The sequence below is a fragment of the Pseudomonas mandelii genome (assembly GCF_002251635.1).
Taxonomy (GTDB): domain Bacteria; phylum Pseudomonadota; class Gammaproteobacteria; order Pseudomonadales; family Pseudomonadaceae; genus Aquipseudomonas; species Aquipseudomonas mandelii_B.
Genome location: NZ_NMOJ01000246.1, coordinates 1 through 13112 on the forward strand (window position 1 = coordinate 1; position 13112 = coordinate 13112).

The 13112-nt window shown below is 58.6% G+C and carries 13 protein-coding genes; 5 read left to right on the forward strand and 8 right to left on the reverse strand.

The features are described from left to right. Positions 1–630: 630 nt before the first annotated feature. Both B7L09_RS30025 and B7L09_RS30030 read left to right on the forward strand, forming a co-directional pair. Complete coding sequence (locus B7L09_RS30025; RefSeq protein WP_010455399.1) at positions 631–1338, forward strand: TetR/AcrR family transcriptional regulator; 708 nt, start codon at positions 631–633, stop codon at positions 1336–1338. Beyond that, complete coding sequence (locus B7L09_RS30030; RefSeq protein ID WP_010455397.1) at positions 1328–2104, forward strand: pyrroline-5-carboxylate reductase family protein; 777 nt, start codon at positions 1328–1330, stop codon at positions 2102–2104. The genes B7L09_RS30025 and B7L09_RS30030 overlap by 11 nt, the downstream gene beginning before the upstream one ends. A gap of 68 nt (positions 2105–2172) precedes the next feature. Here B7L09_RS30030 and B7L09_RS30035 read toward each other — a convergent pair whose 3' ends face one another. Then, on the reverse strand, positions 2173–4209 hold the full coding sequence (locus tag B7L09_RS30035; protein WP_010455395.1) for an NADH:flavin oxidoreductase: 2037 nt from the start codon (positions 4207–4209) through the stop codon (positions 2173–2175). A 318-nt stretch (positions 4210–4527) separates the two neighbouring features. Here B7L09_RS30035 and B7L09_RS30040 point away from each other — a divergent pair, with 318 nt between their 5' ends. Beyond that, complete coding sequence (locus B7L09_RS30040; protein ID WP_010455394.1) at positions 4528–5436, forward strand: glycine betaine ABC transporter substrate-binding protein; 909 nt, start codon at positions 4528–4530, stop codon at positions 5434–5436. Positions 5437–5636: 200 nt separating this feature from the next. Here the strand turns inward: B7L09_RS30040 and ycaC are convergent, their stop codons facing one another. The 4 genes from ycaC to B7L09_RS30060 all read right to left on the reverse strand — a co-directional run bounded on the left by ycaC (position 5637) and on the right by B7L09_RS30060 (position 9179). Beyond that, positions 5637–6269, reverse strand: a complete 633-nt coding sequence (ycaC, locus tag B7L09_RS30045; RefSeq protein WP_094471855.1) for an isochorismate family cysteine hydrolase YcaC — start codon at positions 6267–6269, stop codon at positions 5637–5639. 163 nt (positions 6270–6432) lie between these two features. Then, positions 6433–6888 (reverse strand): VOC family protein, encoded by a 456-nt coding sequence (locus B7L09_RS30050; protein WP_094471856.1) that lies wholly within the window; start codon positions 6886–6888, stop codon positions 6433–6435. 51 nt (positions 6889–6939) lie between these two features. Continuing rightward, on the reverse strand, positions 6940–7899 hold the full coding sequence (locus tag B7L09_RS30055) for an EamA family transporter (RefSeq protein ID WP_094471857.1): 960 nt from the start codon (positions 7897–7899) through the stop codon (positions 6940–6942). Continuing rightward, positions 7896–9179 (reverse strand): MFS transporter, encoded by a 1284-nt coding sequence (locus B7L09_RS30060; protein ID WP_094471858.1) that lies wholly within the window; start codon positions 9177–9179, stop codon positions 7896–7898. The genes B7L09_RS30055 and B7L09_RS30060 overlap by 4 nt, the downstream gene beginning before the upstream one ends. A gap of 125 nt (positions 9180–9304) precedes the next feature. Here B7L09_RS30060 and B7L09_RS30065 point away from each other — a divergent pair, with 125 nt between their 5' ends. Further along, positions 9305–9763, forward strand: coding sequence for a winged helix-turn-helix transcriptional regulator (locus B7L09_RS30065; RefSeq protein ID WP_094471859.1), 459 nt, complete (start codon positions 9305–9307; stop codon positions 9761–9763). Positions 9764–9800: 37 nt separating this feature from the next. Here B7L09_RS30065 and tspO read toward each other — a convergent pair whose 3' ends face one another. The 3 genes from tspO to B7L09_RS30080 form a co-directional block, all read right to left on the reverse strand. Beyond that, a complete protein-coding gene (gene tspO / locus B7L09_RS30070; protein ID WP_094471860.1) occupies positions 9801–10241 on the reverse strand; it encodes a tryptophan-rich sensory protein TspO in 441 nt (146 codons plus the stop codon). A 63-nt stretch (positions 10242–10304) separates the two neighbouring features. Continuing rightward, positions 10305–11120, reverse strand: a complete 816-nt coding sequence (locus B7L09_RS30075) for a DUF1206 domain-containing protein (RefSeq protein ID WP_094471861.1) — start codon at positions 11118–11120, stop codon at positions 10305–10307. Between the two features lie 37 nt (positions 11121–11157). After that, positions 11158–12141, reverse strand: a complete 984-nt coding sequence (locus B7L09_RS30080) for an AraC family transcriptional regulator (RefSeq protein WP_094471862.1) — start codon at positions 12139–12141, stop codon at positions 11158–11160. Positions 12142–12338: 197 nt separating this feature from the next. Between B7L09_RS30080 and B7L09_RS30085 the strand changes: the two genes are divergently transcribed. Next, positions 12339–13070, forward strand: a complete 732-nt coding sequence (locus tag B7L09_RS30085) for a glucose 1-dehydrogenase (protein WP_094471904.1) — start codon at positions 12339–12341, stop codon at positions 13068–13070. Positions 13071–13112: the final 42 nt, after the last annotated feature.

The following is a 13112-nucleotide window of genomic DNA, read 5'->3' on the forward strand; positions in this document are numbered from 1 at the left end:
AAACCCGGCAGACCCGAAGGTCTCCCACGCACAGCCGCCATAAAACACTTTGCAGCCGGAGCCGGCTGCATCATGCCTGACGGTGTTTTGGTGTCAATCTTGAGGGCTGCGAAACCCTATCGCTAACTTTGGTCAGCGACGGGTCGAATATAGGTGGCGATTTTGGTGCCTGCAAACGGGTGTGTAGGACGAAAATCGTTGCTTTGTGGCTGATGGCGGATCCTGCATTCAGCTGAATAACAGTCGGGAAATCAGAACGTGTTTAACGTCAGATGAACCGTGCGTGCCGGATTTGCGGCTGCTGTGCAGCCGAACGCAGGCTTCGCCAGCGGCTACGGGAGGTGGGCATGTTTAAAATTTTGGCAGGGTTTGGGGCGGCTTCGTCGCCCAGCGGGAGCAAGCTCCCTCGCCACAGTGGGTGGTTTCCTACACGATTTTCGGATATGAAAAATCAGAAGATTGCCAAAGCCCGCAAAAGCGGGCCTTGGTTTTTGCGTGCCAGATTTACGCCTGACGGGATTCCAGTGTCCACCGCCGTCTAAAAAATGTACGTTGATGTACATTTTATGTACGCCTTGCACGCAGCCGCGTACAGTTGCCGGGACATCAGATATCAAAGAGGAAGCCGAAATGCCGCAGGCAGGAAAGACGCGAATCAAGGCGCAAGAAGCGGGTTGGCGTGGCTCCGTCAATGGCTGGCTGGACGCGGCTTACGATGCGCTGAAGGAGTCCGGTGTGGACGCCGTGCGGGTGATGCCGTTAGCCAAGCGGCTGAATTTGTCGCGCACCAGTTTCTACTGGTTTTATGAAGACCGGGAGCAGTTGCTCGCGGCGCTGTTGGCGCGGTGGCGGGACAAGAACACCGGCGGCCTGATTGGCCAGTGCGAGAGTTATTCAGAAAGTATTTCCGAAGCGATCCTCAACGTTTTCGAATGCTGGTTAAACCCTGATTTGTTTGACTCGCAGTTTGAATTTGCCGTGCGCAGCTGGGCGCTGCAATCGGCTGAGGTGTCCGCCGAAATCGCGCTGGCTGATGAAGCGCGAATCAATGCCCTGGCCGCGATGTTCCGACGGTTCGGTTATGAGGTTGCGGCCGCCGACGCTCGGGCCAGAACGATCTATCTCACCCAGATCGGCTACATCTCCATGAAAACCACTGAGGATATCGTCGTGCGTTTCCGGCGAATCCCTGAGTACGTCACCGTATTTACCGGCAAAGCACCGAAGCGGCGCGAGCTCGACCGGTTTTATGGGAAATTCGGCTACGCAGAAAAAGAGCCGGGGGTTTTCGTGTCACGGGTCGACAGCTTTGAGGAGGCCACCCCCGATGCAGAATAGAACCCTGGGCATCATCGGTGGCACCGGCTGGCTGGGCCGCGCGATTGCGCAGGCGCTGCTCGATACCGGCTTCATCCGTCCTGATCGTTTGCTGGTCTCGAACCGGTCCGGCACCCACGCGTTCGAACCACCGGTGCGGCTGCTGGCTGACAACCAGTTGCTGGTGGATCTCAGCGATATCGTTGTGCTGTCGATCCGGCCAGAACAATTTCGCGAACTGCGGATAAACGCCAAGGGCAAGCTCGTGATTTCCCTGATGGCCGGGGTTCCGGCGACGGCTATTCGCGCGGCAACGGGCGCCGAAGTGGTGGTACGGGCGATGCCGAATGCGGCGGTGGAAATCAGGCAATCGTTCACGCCTTGGTGCTGTCCTGCCAGCCTGTGCGAGCAGGACCGAGCGCTGGTGCAACGGTTGTTCGAGTGCGTGGGTGCGGCGGATGAAGTGCCGGATGAGGACTGTATCGATTACCTCAGCGCGCTGTCCGGCACCGGGCCTGCCTTGGCGGCGATGTTGCATCAGGCGTTGATGAATCAGGCGGTGGCGGCGGGCATCCCGGCCGCGATCGCACAACGAGCCGCACAAGGTGTGGTGGTGGGTGGCGGTCAATTACTCGCCAGCCACGATCCCCGGCAAATGATTGAAAACTTGATGGCTTATCGCGGGGTGACGGCGGCCGTGCTGCAGTCGATGGCTGATCAGGGCATCGAAGCCATGGTGGGGCGTGCCGTGCAGGAAGGCGCGCAAGTGGCCCGGCGAGGCATGTAGTCGATCGGTCCGTGCCCACACTTTGCGCCCGAAGCGCCTCCTTCCGCTCAGGGAAGGAGGCTGTCGAGTCAAATATCTTTCACCAGTCGCAACGCGTCATAGATCGCCGCGTGGGTATTTCGAGCGGACACCGCATCACCAATCCTGAACAACTGGAAACGCCCTTGCGGGTTGGTGACGATGTGCTGTGCGTTGCCCGCGATGAGGTCGTGCTGTTCGACTGCGCCTTCATTGCTCGAATGAGGACGAAGGTCGAAATACAGGTCATCCAGGGGGATCGTGCCGTGGTTGACGACGACCTGATCGACCACGCGTTGCTTGTGGACCTTGCCGTAATCGCTGCCGAAGGTCGCAATGAGCCTGCCATCGCGCTTCTCGACTGACTCGACCCGATAGGTGACGGTGAAGGTGACGGCCAGGTCCTGCAGGCTGCGCATGTAGGGCACCAGGTTCATCGCCATGACTTCGGGTGCAAACGACCGGTCCGGGGTGACGATCTCGACGGTCGCACCGCTTTGCGCGATGACTTCGGCCGCCTGCAGGGCGGCGTGGTCGCCGGCATCATCGAAGATCAGGACATTGCGGCCAGGCTTTACATCGCCGGAGATGATGTCCCAGGTCGAGACCACCAGCTCATTGCCCAGCGACAGCACCTCGGTATGGGGCAGGCCGCCGGTGGCAACGATTACCACGTCCGGTTCATGGGCCAATACCGTGTCGGCCTCGGCCCAGGTGTTGAAGTGGAATTTGACGCCCAGGCGCTCGCACTGGCTCATCCGCCAATCGATGATGCCGATCATTTCGCGTCGGCGCTCGTTCAGCGCCGTCAGCCGGATTTGGCCGCCAGGGCGGTCGGCCGCTTCCAGCACGATGACATCGTGGCCGCGCTCGCCGGCCACGCGCGCCGCCTCCAGACCTGCGGGGCCGCTACCGATGACCAGGACCTTGCGCTTCACCACCGCTTTGGGAATGTCATGGGGCATCGTGGTTTCCCGGCCGGTCGCCGGGTTGTGGATGCAATAGGCGGCGCCACCCTGATAGATCCGGTCCAGGCAGTAATTCGCACCCACGCACGGGCGGATATCCTCTTCACGCTTCTCGATGATTTTGCGCACGATGTGCGGGTCGGTCATGTGCGCGCGGGTCATGCCCACCATGTCCACCTTGCCTGACGCAATGGCGTAACGCGCGGTGGCAACGTCGGGAATCTTCGCGGCGTGGAAGGTCGGAAAACCCGTGGCGGAGCGAATCTCGCCGGCGAAGTCCAGGTGCGGGGAATTGCGCATGCCCTGGATCGGAATCACGTCGGTCAGGCCCGCGTCGGTGTCGATGTGGCCGCGCACGACGTTCAGGAAGTCCACCAGCCCGCTGTCCTTGAGCATGTGTGAGACCTGCATGCCCTCGCTGGCATTGAAGCCGCCCGGCAGTTGTTCATCACCCGTATAGCGCACACCCAGCAGGAAATCTTCGCCGACCCGCTGGCGGATGCCCCTGAGGATGTCGAACGTAAAGCGCATGCGGTTTTCCAGCGAGCCGCCGTAAGGGCCTTCGAGGTCATTGGTCAGCGGTGACCAGAACTGATCCATCAGGTGCCCGTAAGCCTGTAATTCCAGGCCATCAAGCCCGGCGGCCTTCATGCGCTCGGCGGCATCCACGTAGTCCTTGATGATCCGCTCGATGTCCCAGTCTTCCATCTTCTTCGGGAAGGACCGGTGCGAAGCCTCGCGTCGGTGCGAGGGCGATACCACGGGCAACCAGTCGGCTTTGTCCCAGCGGGTACGGCGGCCCAGGTGTGTCAGCTGGATCATCACGGCCGCGCCGTGTTCATGGCATTCGTCGGTCAGGTCCTTCATCCATTTGACCACTTCGTCCTTGTAGGCGAGCACGTTGTTGAACACCGGAGGGCTGTCTCGGGACACGGCTGCGGAGCCGGCGGTCATGGTCAGGGCCACGCCGGCTTTGGCGCGTTCGACATGGTAAGCGCGATACAACGCCTGCGGCATGCCATCGACCGGGTAGGCCGGTTCGTGCGCGGTGGTCATGATCCGGTTTTTCAGGGTCAGGTGCTTGATCTTGTAGGGTTGCAGCAAGGGATCGCTGGACATCGTGGTGCGCTCCGTAGTGGGGCTTTATCGGGCTTGGCGAGTTGAAATTAGGATAACTGTACACCTGTGTCAATCATCGTTGACACAGGTGTACATTTTTCTTGCGCGCCGCAAAACTCGTCGATAAGATCAAGCTCGAAAGGGTGCAGAGACCCCGTCGTCAGTGTTCTGGATGGATGACATGCATGGGATTGCGAGGGGCAGAAGAAGAGGGCTGCGCTGCCCGGGCTTAAAGCAGCGAAGACTGCACTGTTCACGACCGTAAGGCCGTTCAAATGAAGACAACCTGCCTATCCCACATCAATAGGAAGACGCCTGATGAACGCTCGTTCGCCGTATCGAAAAAAAGCCTGTGCCTGCCTTTTCGGCTTTGCGCTTGGAGCAAGTGCAGCACTGGCACAGGCTGCTGAACCCGAGCCCGTGCGCATTGGCTGGGTCAATTGGTCCGACACCGAAATCACCGTCAAACTGGCCAGCACCGCGTTGCAGGAACATCTCAAGCAACCGGTCAAACTGGTGATGGCCGACATTGGCATTCAATTCCAGGCGCTGGCCAACGGTAATATCGACCTGATCCCGATGGTGTGGCTACCGAGTACCCACAAGGCGTTTTACGACAAGTACAAGGACCGGCTGGAAGACCTCGGCGTGCTGTATGAAGGGCGGATCGGCATGGCCGTGCCCACCTCGGTGCCCATCAGTGAAGTGGCGAGCGTCGAGGATCTGAACAAACCGCAGGTCCGGGAAAAACTCGACGGCAAGATCCTCACCTCTGAAGTCGGCAATGGCCAATACAAGCTCACGGTCAAGGCCATGGAAGAATACAAGCTCGACGGGTACAAGCTGGTGGCCTCCTCGGAAACCGGCATGCTCAATGAGCTGGACCGCAACCTCAAACGTGACAAATGGTCCCTGGTCAATGCCTGGAGCCCACACTGGATGTTCTCCAAGTGGTCACTGCGTTACCTGGATGATCCCAAGCATATCTTTGGTGGCGCCGAGCAGATTCACGCCATGGCGCGCAAAGGTTTTAGCCAGCAGTACCCGGAAGTGGCATATTTCTTCGCTCATTACTCGATCCCCCAGGCGGACCTGGAAGCGCTGATGATGCAGGCACGCCAAACCTCCTCTGACCAGGCCGTGGCCGCTTATTACGCGGCCAACAAACCGCGTTTCGAAGCGATGTTCGAGCAAGGCGGGCAGCGAGTCAGCACGCGACAGCCTTGAACACCTGAAAACACACAAGGCCGCGAAGGCGGCCTTGTTTTCATTCTCACTGATTACACAACCGCCACCTCGTCAATGCCGCTCTTCGATCTCGACAACGGTCATGCTCCACTCCTGCCAATTCACACGATTTTCGGATATGAAAAATCAGAAGATTGCCAAAGCCCGCAAAAGCGGGCCTTGGTTTTTGCGTGCCAGATTTACGCCTGACGGGCTGCTAATGCCGAGTAGCTGTTCATCAGGTTTCGGTAGTTCGGGATGCGCTGGGACAGCAAGTTCCCCAAGCCTTCGATGTCGTTGCGCCAGTCGCCCTGCAACTCGCAGGCGACCGAGAACCAGTTCATCATTTGCGCACCGGCTTGCGTCATGCGGTTCCACGCTGCCTGTTGCACGGTGGTGTTGAAGGTGCCGGAAGAATCCGTGACCACGAACACTTCAAACCCTTCAGCCAGGGCCGACAGCGTCGGGAAGGTCACGCACACGTCGGTCACGACACCGGCAATGATCAGCTGTTTGCGGCCGGTCGCCTTGATCGCCTTGACGAAGTCTTCGTTGTCCCAGGCGTTGATCTGGCCAGGGCGGGCAATGTAGGGCGCGTCCGGAAACATTTCCTTGAGCTCCGGGACCAGCGGACCATTGGGGCCTTGTTCGAAACTGGTGGTCAGGATGGTCGGCAGTTCGAAGAATTTGGCGACGTCAGCCAGGGCCAGCACATTGTTCTTGAACTCGTTCGGCGAGAAGTCCTGCACCAGCGAGATCAGACCGGTTTGGTGGTCGACCAGCAGGACTACGGCGTCGTCTTTGTTCAAGCGGCTGAGAGTTGGAGTGCTCATGATGAAATCCTTTCTCGGGAGGGGTAAGTGGCTTCGTTCAACATGGGCTTAGATTAATGATCTACAAGAAAGGGAAAAAGAGGGTGAAAACGGTTTGACTGTCAACTCGGATGGGACAATCGAGGCCCCACCCGGGACGTTGCTTCCACGCATATGTCCCCATTCAGGCAAAAGCATCCTCGATAAAGGCCTCCAACGCAGTGTCTTCCAATATCTCGATGGAGAAATGCCCGAAGCGCTTGGGCAGCCAGATGATGCGAGTCCCGGACGGAGATTGCAGGTTCGCGCGGGCGAGTGGTTTTCCATTCTCGTCTTCAGGCTGAACACCCGCGGCTATCAATTCGTCATAGGCTTTCTCGATGTCCGGTGTGGAGTAGCAGTGGCGGTAAATCATGCCTTCGCCCGCTGAATCGAGGAGCTCCTTCAGGTTCCCCGCCAGCGGTTGTACCAGCATGAATCGCTCCGCACCGATCAACGCAACCGCGTAGCGCACGTGCAGACCACCGCGTTCCCAGACCAGCGTTTTAGAGATCCTGGCTTGCAGTATCTGTGCGTAGTAAGCACAGGCTTCTTCGAGGTTGTTGACCAGTACATCGACGTGACTGAACTTCAGCTCCATTGCATTCCTCCTGTTGAACCCGTGTCCATGGTAACGACCGCTGACTCAGCATTAGAAGATTTTTCGTGTGGCCTCGGTTGCCCGTCCATGAGGCAGCGATGCACTTGCTTCAGCTGCACTATGGCGTCGGTCTTCTCGCCTGAGCACGGCACTGAGCAAACGCTGTCCGTATAAGCCGACGCCAAGCCCCGACACGATGAGAACGACGGCGACGATTTTGTTGAATGACAGGGGCTCATTGAAAATCATGACTGAACCCAGCAGTCCGAATACCGGCACCAATAACGATAACGGCGCGACGGTAGACACTGGGTACCGTTTCAGAAGTGAATTCCACACCCAGTAGCCGAACAGGGTATTGGGGTAGACCTGGAACAGGATCGACAGGACGGCACGGTAGTCGAGTTGATTCACCAATGCGCTGTAACCCGTCGAGCCGTTGACCGCGTAATCAAGCGCGAAAAGAGGGATGGGCGAAAACGCACTGGACCACACCAGGAAAGCAAAGACCTGAGTGGTCCTGGCTTTTTTGTTGATTACGTTGGCTGCACTCCAGGCCACCGCGCCCAGCAGCACCAGGATCAGCCCGGCCGTCGTCACTGTCCCGTCAACAATCGAGATGATGCTCAACAAGCCACAGAAGGCGATGCCCATGCCCGCCAGTTGGTAGCGGGAAATGGTTTCCTTGAATATCCATGAGCCCAGCAGGATCGTGAAAAACGCGCTGAACTGAAGCACCAGCGAAGCGATGCCTGCGGAGAGGCCCGACTTGATGCCGAGGTTAACAACGCCCCAGAGTCCTATGCCGAAGACCAGGCCGTAACCAATGATGTAGCGCCACTGCACATCAGGTTTCGGAATGAAAAAGATCGCTGGAAGTGCGCAAAGCGTGAAGCGAATGCCGGCAAGAATCAGCGGGTCAATGGTGGTGAGGCCCAGTTTGATCACTGAAAAATTCACACCCCAAATGGCCGTAATCGAGATGGCGAGCAGCAGGTGTCTGGCTTTCATGTTGATCGTCCTTGATTGGTCGGTGATAGATGACTCGTAAAAACCCAAAGCGCCAAAGCCGCAGCGCTGATTAATGCGCCCAGCAGGCTCACAGCCGTCCAGCCCCAGCGCGCATAAACCTGGGTTGCGGCGACCGCCCCCAGCGCACTGCCGACCGAGTAGAAGCACATGTAGGCGCCGACCATGCGACTCTGGGCGTCGGGTCGTGCAGCAAAAATGAAGCTCTGATTGGTGACGTGCACGGCTTGCACTGCGAAGTCGAGCACGACCACGCCGAAAACCAGCGCGATCAGGGACGTCTCGGCAAAACTGATGGGCAACCAGGAAAGCGTCAGGAGCCCCAGCGAAAGGCCGGTCACCCGTTGCCCCCAACCTCTATCGGCCCACTGGCCGGCTCTTCTGGCAGCCAAGGCACCGGCGACGCCGGCCAAGCCAAACAGGCCGATGGCCGTGTGTGAAAGCGACAGTGGCGGAGCGCTCAGCGGCAGCACCATGGAGGTCCACAGCACGGAAAAAGCGGCAAAGATCAACAAGGCCAACAGGCCCCTGATCCGCAAAACCGGTTCGGACATAAACAGCTTGAAGAGCGACCGGATCAGCGCGGGGTAGGTGTCTTGATTGCGTGGCAAAGCCGTGGCGGGCACCACTTTCCACAGGACCGCCGCGAGGGTCAGCATCAACCCTGAGGACACGAAATAGACGGCGCGCCAGCCCGCCAGATCGGCGATCAGCCCAGAGATAAACCGCGCCAGCAGAATGCCCAGGACAACTCCGCTCGTTAGGGTTCCCACGGCCTGCCCGCGTTGTGACGGCGTTGCGAGCGCGGCGGCATAGGCTACAAGCACCTGAACCACCACGGCCAGTAAGCCCATCACAATCATGGCGCCCAAGAGAGCCAGCCACTGCTGTGATGCGCCGACGGCCGCCAGCGCAAGGGCAGACAGCATCACTTGAGTCAAAATCAGCCGTTTACGGTTGACCCTGTCGCCCAGCGGTACGATGAACAATAACCCCAGCGCGTATCCGGCCTGAGTAGCCGTCACCACGACCCCAATCAATCCTGAAGTGCCCCCCAGGCTGTCGGCCATCGAGGCAAGCAAAGGTTGGGCAAAGTAAACATTGGCGACGGCCAGCGCGCAGGTGACAGAAAACAATAACGTGAGTGACGGAGAAAGCCCCGAAGACGGGTCAGTCCTACTGCTTTCTCCGGCTTCCGCAGGCGGCAATCCCGAAGGCTGCCCGGTGTTACGTTTGGCTATTGCGTCGGCATCTGCTGTCATGAACGCCTCCATGGCGTTAAGCTGGTTGCAATTAAAAACCTGATTTGATTATTGCTGAATCAAGTTTCAAATTGCAACCAGCTTGGTCGACAGACTTGGCAACCGTTATCCAAAAGGTAAATACGATGGTCGAAGGCACTTCACCGCAGAGCAGCGAATGCCCGGTAGCAAGAACACTTGAGGTGATTGGGGATCGCTGGTCGCTCATGATCCTTCGCGACGCCTTTGATGACATTCGCCGATTCAGCGAATTTCAGAAGAGCCTGGGCGTGGCCAAAAATATTCTGGCCTCGCGGCTGAAGGCATTGGTTGAGGTCGGGGTCTTCGACGTTCGACCGGCGTCAGATGGTAGCGCCTACAAGGAGTACGTCCTGACGGACAAAGGGCGGGAGATCTTTCCGGTGGTGATCAGCATGAGGCAGTGGGGCGAACGTTTTCTGTTCCAGCCGCAGGAGACGCGTTCTGTGCTGTTGGACAACGCGTCCGGCCAGGCCCTGATGCCGATGGATGTTCGTTCATCCACCGGGCAAAAACTGGGACCTTCAGACTGCCACCGGGTGAGACTTGTCGACGGCGAGTCGTGAATAGACAGCCGTCGAGTTGCCCACTCGAAGTTCGTCATCAGCGGTTATTGCGCAAGATGGAAAAATTCAACGCCGCCGCCACACAAAGCCACACAAGGTAGGGGAACAGGATCAAGCCAGTGATTACATCTAGCCGCATCGCCATCACCACCATGGCGGCGACCACCAGCCAGAGCAGCGTCAGGATCACCATGCTGGCGAAAATGCGGTGCGCGCCGAAGAACACCGGTGTCCACAGCGTATTCAGGGCAATCTGCGCCGCCCATAACGCCAGCACCACCTGGCTTCCAGGTATCAGCGACAACCGGTACCCGGTCCAGGCGAGCAGCAGATAGATAATCGACCAGGCGACTGGAAACAGCCAATTGGGTGGCGTGAAGCTCGGTTTGACGAGTGATTCGTACCACTGGCCCGGTTTGAAAAGTAGGCCAGTACTGGCCGCAGCACCGCAGGCTAAAAGAAAAATCAGAAAAGTCATCATCAGTCCTTGGTTGAGGTCAGCTGTGTGGGGGATGCAAAAACCGGTCGGACGTTCATGCCGCTATGCGCCCGGTACGCCAGGCACATCCATGTTGATCTTGCGCCAGGCGGCTTCGGACAAGCTGTACACCGAAAAGGCGATCAACCCCAGGGCCATCACCATCAAGATGACGCCGCCCGCCGGTAGATTCTGCAGCGCATCGAGGGCCTCCTTCATGCCGGGTGGGTCCATGGCTTTATAGCGGGAGCCACTGATCATCAGCAACAGGGCGATCTCGATAAAGACGACGCCACGGGCGATCAGACCGAACCGAGAGACGGGACGGACGTAGCGCATGACGTCTTCGTCCGCTTCATAATATTTCTCGAACGACGACTTCCAGCCCTTGATGATGTGGGCAATACCTACACCAAGAGGGACGAGTGCGACGAGGTACACCAAGACATTCGAGTGTTCCCAGGACAACAGATGCGCCAGTAGATCCTTGGTCTGCCCACCGCTGGAGTCGCCCGAGCTTCTGATGCCGCTGATGAGCAAGCCCAACGCAAAAAACGCCAGCGCGCCGTTGACCAAACCTCCTGCCAACAGTCCTGCCCGAATGACCAGGCCCTTCATATTGTTACCGTGATGATCAACGTCGCGCAGGGCTTGCAGCACTCGCCAACAGGCGAACGCGAGCAGCCCCGCCACCACTAATCCAACTAAAACATAACCGAAAGGCTGGCTTAACACGGCCTCCAGACTCCGATGACTGTCCTTCGGTTTTGTCGAGTCTTGAGCCGCCAGCAACGCGAAGATGCCAATGATCAGGTAAAGAACGCCTCGAGCGGCATACCCTCCCCGAGCGAGTACAACAAGGCTTTGGTGCGCAGACATGGGGGCTATTCCAGAGAAGTACTAAGCAGCAGACCTTTCAGGCTGGGAGGGGTTCGATTGAAGGTGGACTTTGATCTGTCACCTGCCGGTTGAGTGTCGCCTGAAGCAACAGCCGTCTAGTCCAGTCAAAAAACATGGGCCACCCCCATCCGTATACAACGGGCGCCCTGAACCTTGCAGCATCACGCGCCGGTGGCATGCCGAACAGGCGTGCATATTCACGGCTGAATTGTGATGCGCTTTCATACCCCACGGTGAAGGCAATTGAAGCGGCATCGCGAGGGTCGAACAGCAATAACCAGCGAGCCCTGAGCAGGCGCAGGCGCTTTTGATATTGAATGGGCGTCATGCCTGTGATGGATTTGAAATGCCGATAAAACGCCGCAACGCTCATGTCGGTCATGGTCGCCAGTGGCTCGACGCGAAAGGGTTCGGTGTAGTGCTCACGGATCCATTGGGTGGCGCGGCGTATCTGCGCCAGACGACCATCCGGGCGAGCGATTTCACGCAGCATCGGCCCTAGCGGTCCTTGCAAGGCTCGAAACAGAATCTCCCGCTCAAGCATCGGCGCCAGTACCGCGGCTTCGTTTGGGCGGTCCATCAGCCGCATCATGCGCAACCAGGCGTCGATCATTTCAGCCTGTGCCGGCACCGCCGCAAAGCGGCTTGCGGGTGGCGGCGCGGTCGTCTTGATGTCGGTTGTCAGCAGCGTCGCGATGACGCTCGGGTCCAGGGTCAGGCTGATCGCAAGATAGGGCAAGCCTGGTCCGCCGGGGTGTATCTCACCGGTGGCGGGCACGTCCACCGGCACGAGGAAGTAGGTCATCGGCAGATACTGATAAACCTGATCGCCGATAGACAAGGTTTTTGCACCCTGGAGCACCAGGTGCAGCATCGGTTGATACACCTGGCTCGCACACGCCTCCGCCTGGACCATCGCCACACGCGGCAGCCCGGTGTCCGTCCACTTGTTTTCCGCGCGCATCACGAGGCGGCGCAGTTCTTCGATCGCAGGATTCATGCGCTGAACATGAGCCATCGCCGCGAGCAGGGCAAGCCATGCGAGAAGAATAGGCAAGCATTCGATAACAACTGGCAAACGTTTGTCCTTCACCTGCCCGGATACTGGGGGCAAGCGGCAGGTTGCGTTCAGGCCTTCAAAACCTGATGGCAGGCAGACCTGCGATGGATCAATCAACTCAGGTAAAGGTCAGCCTCATGAAACTTGAAGGAAAAATTGCTGTTGTCACGGGCGCATCGAAAGGCATCGGCGCAGGTATTGCCAAAGCATTGGGCGCGGCAGGAGCAACGGTCGTTGTGAACTACGCGTCGAGCAAAGCCGACGCCGATGCGGTGGTCGCGCAGATTCAGGGGCAGGGCGGTAAAGCCGTCGCCATTCAGGCGGATATCAGTCTATCAGCCGATGTGGTCCGCCTGTTCGACACGGTCAGGGCGGACTTCGGGGCGCTGGATATTCTGGTGAACAATGCGGGCGTCGCGGTATTTCAAATGATCGAAGACCTCACCGAGGACGCGTTCCACCAGCAATTCAATCTGAATGTGCTTGGGTATCTCCTGGCGGTCCGAGAAGCCGTCAAGCTGTTTGGCCCCTCGGGCAGCATCATCAACATCAGCTCGATTCTCAGCACCGATCCCTATTTGGCTTCCAGCGTTTATTCGGCCACCAAGGGCGCGGTTGATACATTGACGTTTGCCTTGGCCAGAGAGCTCGGGCCGCGAGGGATCAGGGTCAACTCGATCTTGCCCGGTCACACCAATACGCCGGCGACGGAGGGCAACTTCGCCGGAGCGTTTGGTGAACAGCTGATCGCCGGTACGCCGCTCGGCCGTTTCGGTGAGCCCGAAGACATTGCGCCGCTGGCTGTTTTCCTGGCATCCGACGACTCGCATTGGGTCACCGGCGAATCCATTCGGGCATCGGGTGGTTGAAGGTGGACTTTGATCTGTCACCTGCCGGTTGAGTGTCGCCTG

What these genes read in the sequence shown, in the direction of transcription:
- tspO (WP_094471860.1), bottom strand. Translation starts at nt 10,241, where the DNA reads ATGACTTTTCTGATTTTTCTTTTAGCCTGCGGTGCTGCGGCCAGTACT.
- B7L09_RS30065 (WP_094471859.1), top strand. Translation starts at nt 9,305, where the DNA reads ATGGTCGAAGGCACTTCACCGCAGAGCAGCGAATGCCCGGTAGCAAGA.
- ycaC (WP_094471855.1), bottom strand. Translation starts at nt 6,269, where the DNA reads ATGAGCACTCCAACTCTCAGCCGCTTGAACAAAGACGACGCCGTAGTC.
- B7L09_RS30025 (WP_010455399.1), top strand. Translation starts at nt 631, where the DNA reads ATGCCGCAGGCAGGAAAGACGCGAATCAAGGCGCAAGAAGCGGGTTGG.
- B7L09_RS30050 (WP_094471856.1), bottom strand. Translation starts at nt 6,888, where the DNA reads ATGGAGCTGAAGTTCAGTCACGTCGATGTACTGGTCAACAACCTCGAA.
- B7L09_RS30030 (WP_010455397.1), top strand. Translation starts at nt 1,328, where the DNA reads ATGCAGAATAGAACCCTGGGCATCATCGGTGGCACCGGCTGGCTGGGC.
- B7L09_RS30080 (WP_094471862.1), bottom strand. Translation starts at nt 12,141, where the DNA reads ATGAATCCTGCGATCGAAGAACTGCGCCGCCTCGTGATGCGCGCGGAA.
- B7L09_RS30035 (WP_010455395.1), bottom strand. Translation starts at nt 4,209, where the DNA reads ATGTCCAGCGATCCCTTGCTGCAACCCTACAAGATCAAGCACCTGACC.
- B7L09_RS30085 (WP_094471904.1), top strand. Translation starts at nt 12,339, where the DNA reads ATGAAACTTGAAGGAAAAATTGCTGTTGTCACGGGCGCATCGAAAGGC.
- B7L09_RS30060 (WP_094471858.1), bottom strand. Translation starts at nt 9,179, where the DNA reads ATGACAGCAGATGCCGACGCAATAGCCAAACGTAACACCGGGCAGCCT.
- B7L09_RS30040 (WP_010455394.1), top strand. Translation starts at nt 4,528, where the DNA reads ATGAACGCTCGTTCGCCGTATCGAAAAAAAGCCTGTGCCTGCCTTTTC.
- B7L09_RS30055 (WP_094471857.1), bottom strand. Translation starts at nt 7,899, where the DNA reads ATGAAAGCCAGACACCTGCTGCTCGCCATCTCGATTACGGCCATTTGG.
- B7L09_RS30075 (WP_094471861.1), bottom strand. Translation starts at nt 11,120, where the DNA reads ATGTCTGCGCACCAAAGCCTTGTTGTACTCGCTCGGGGAGGGTATGCC.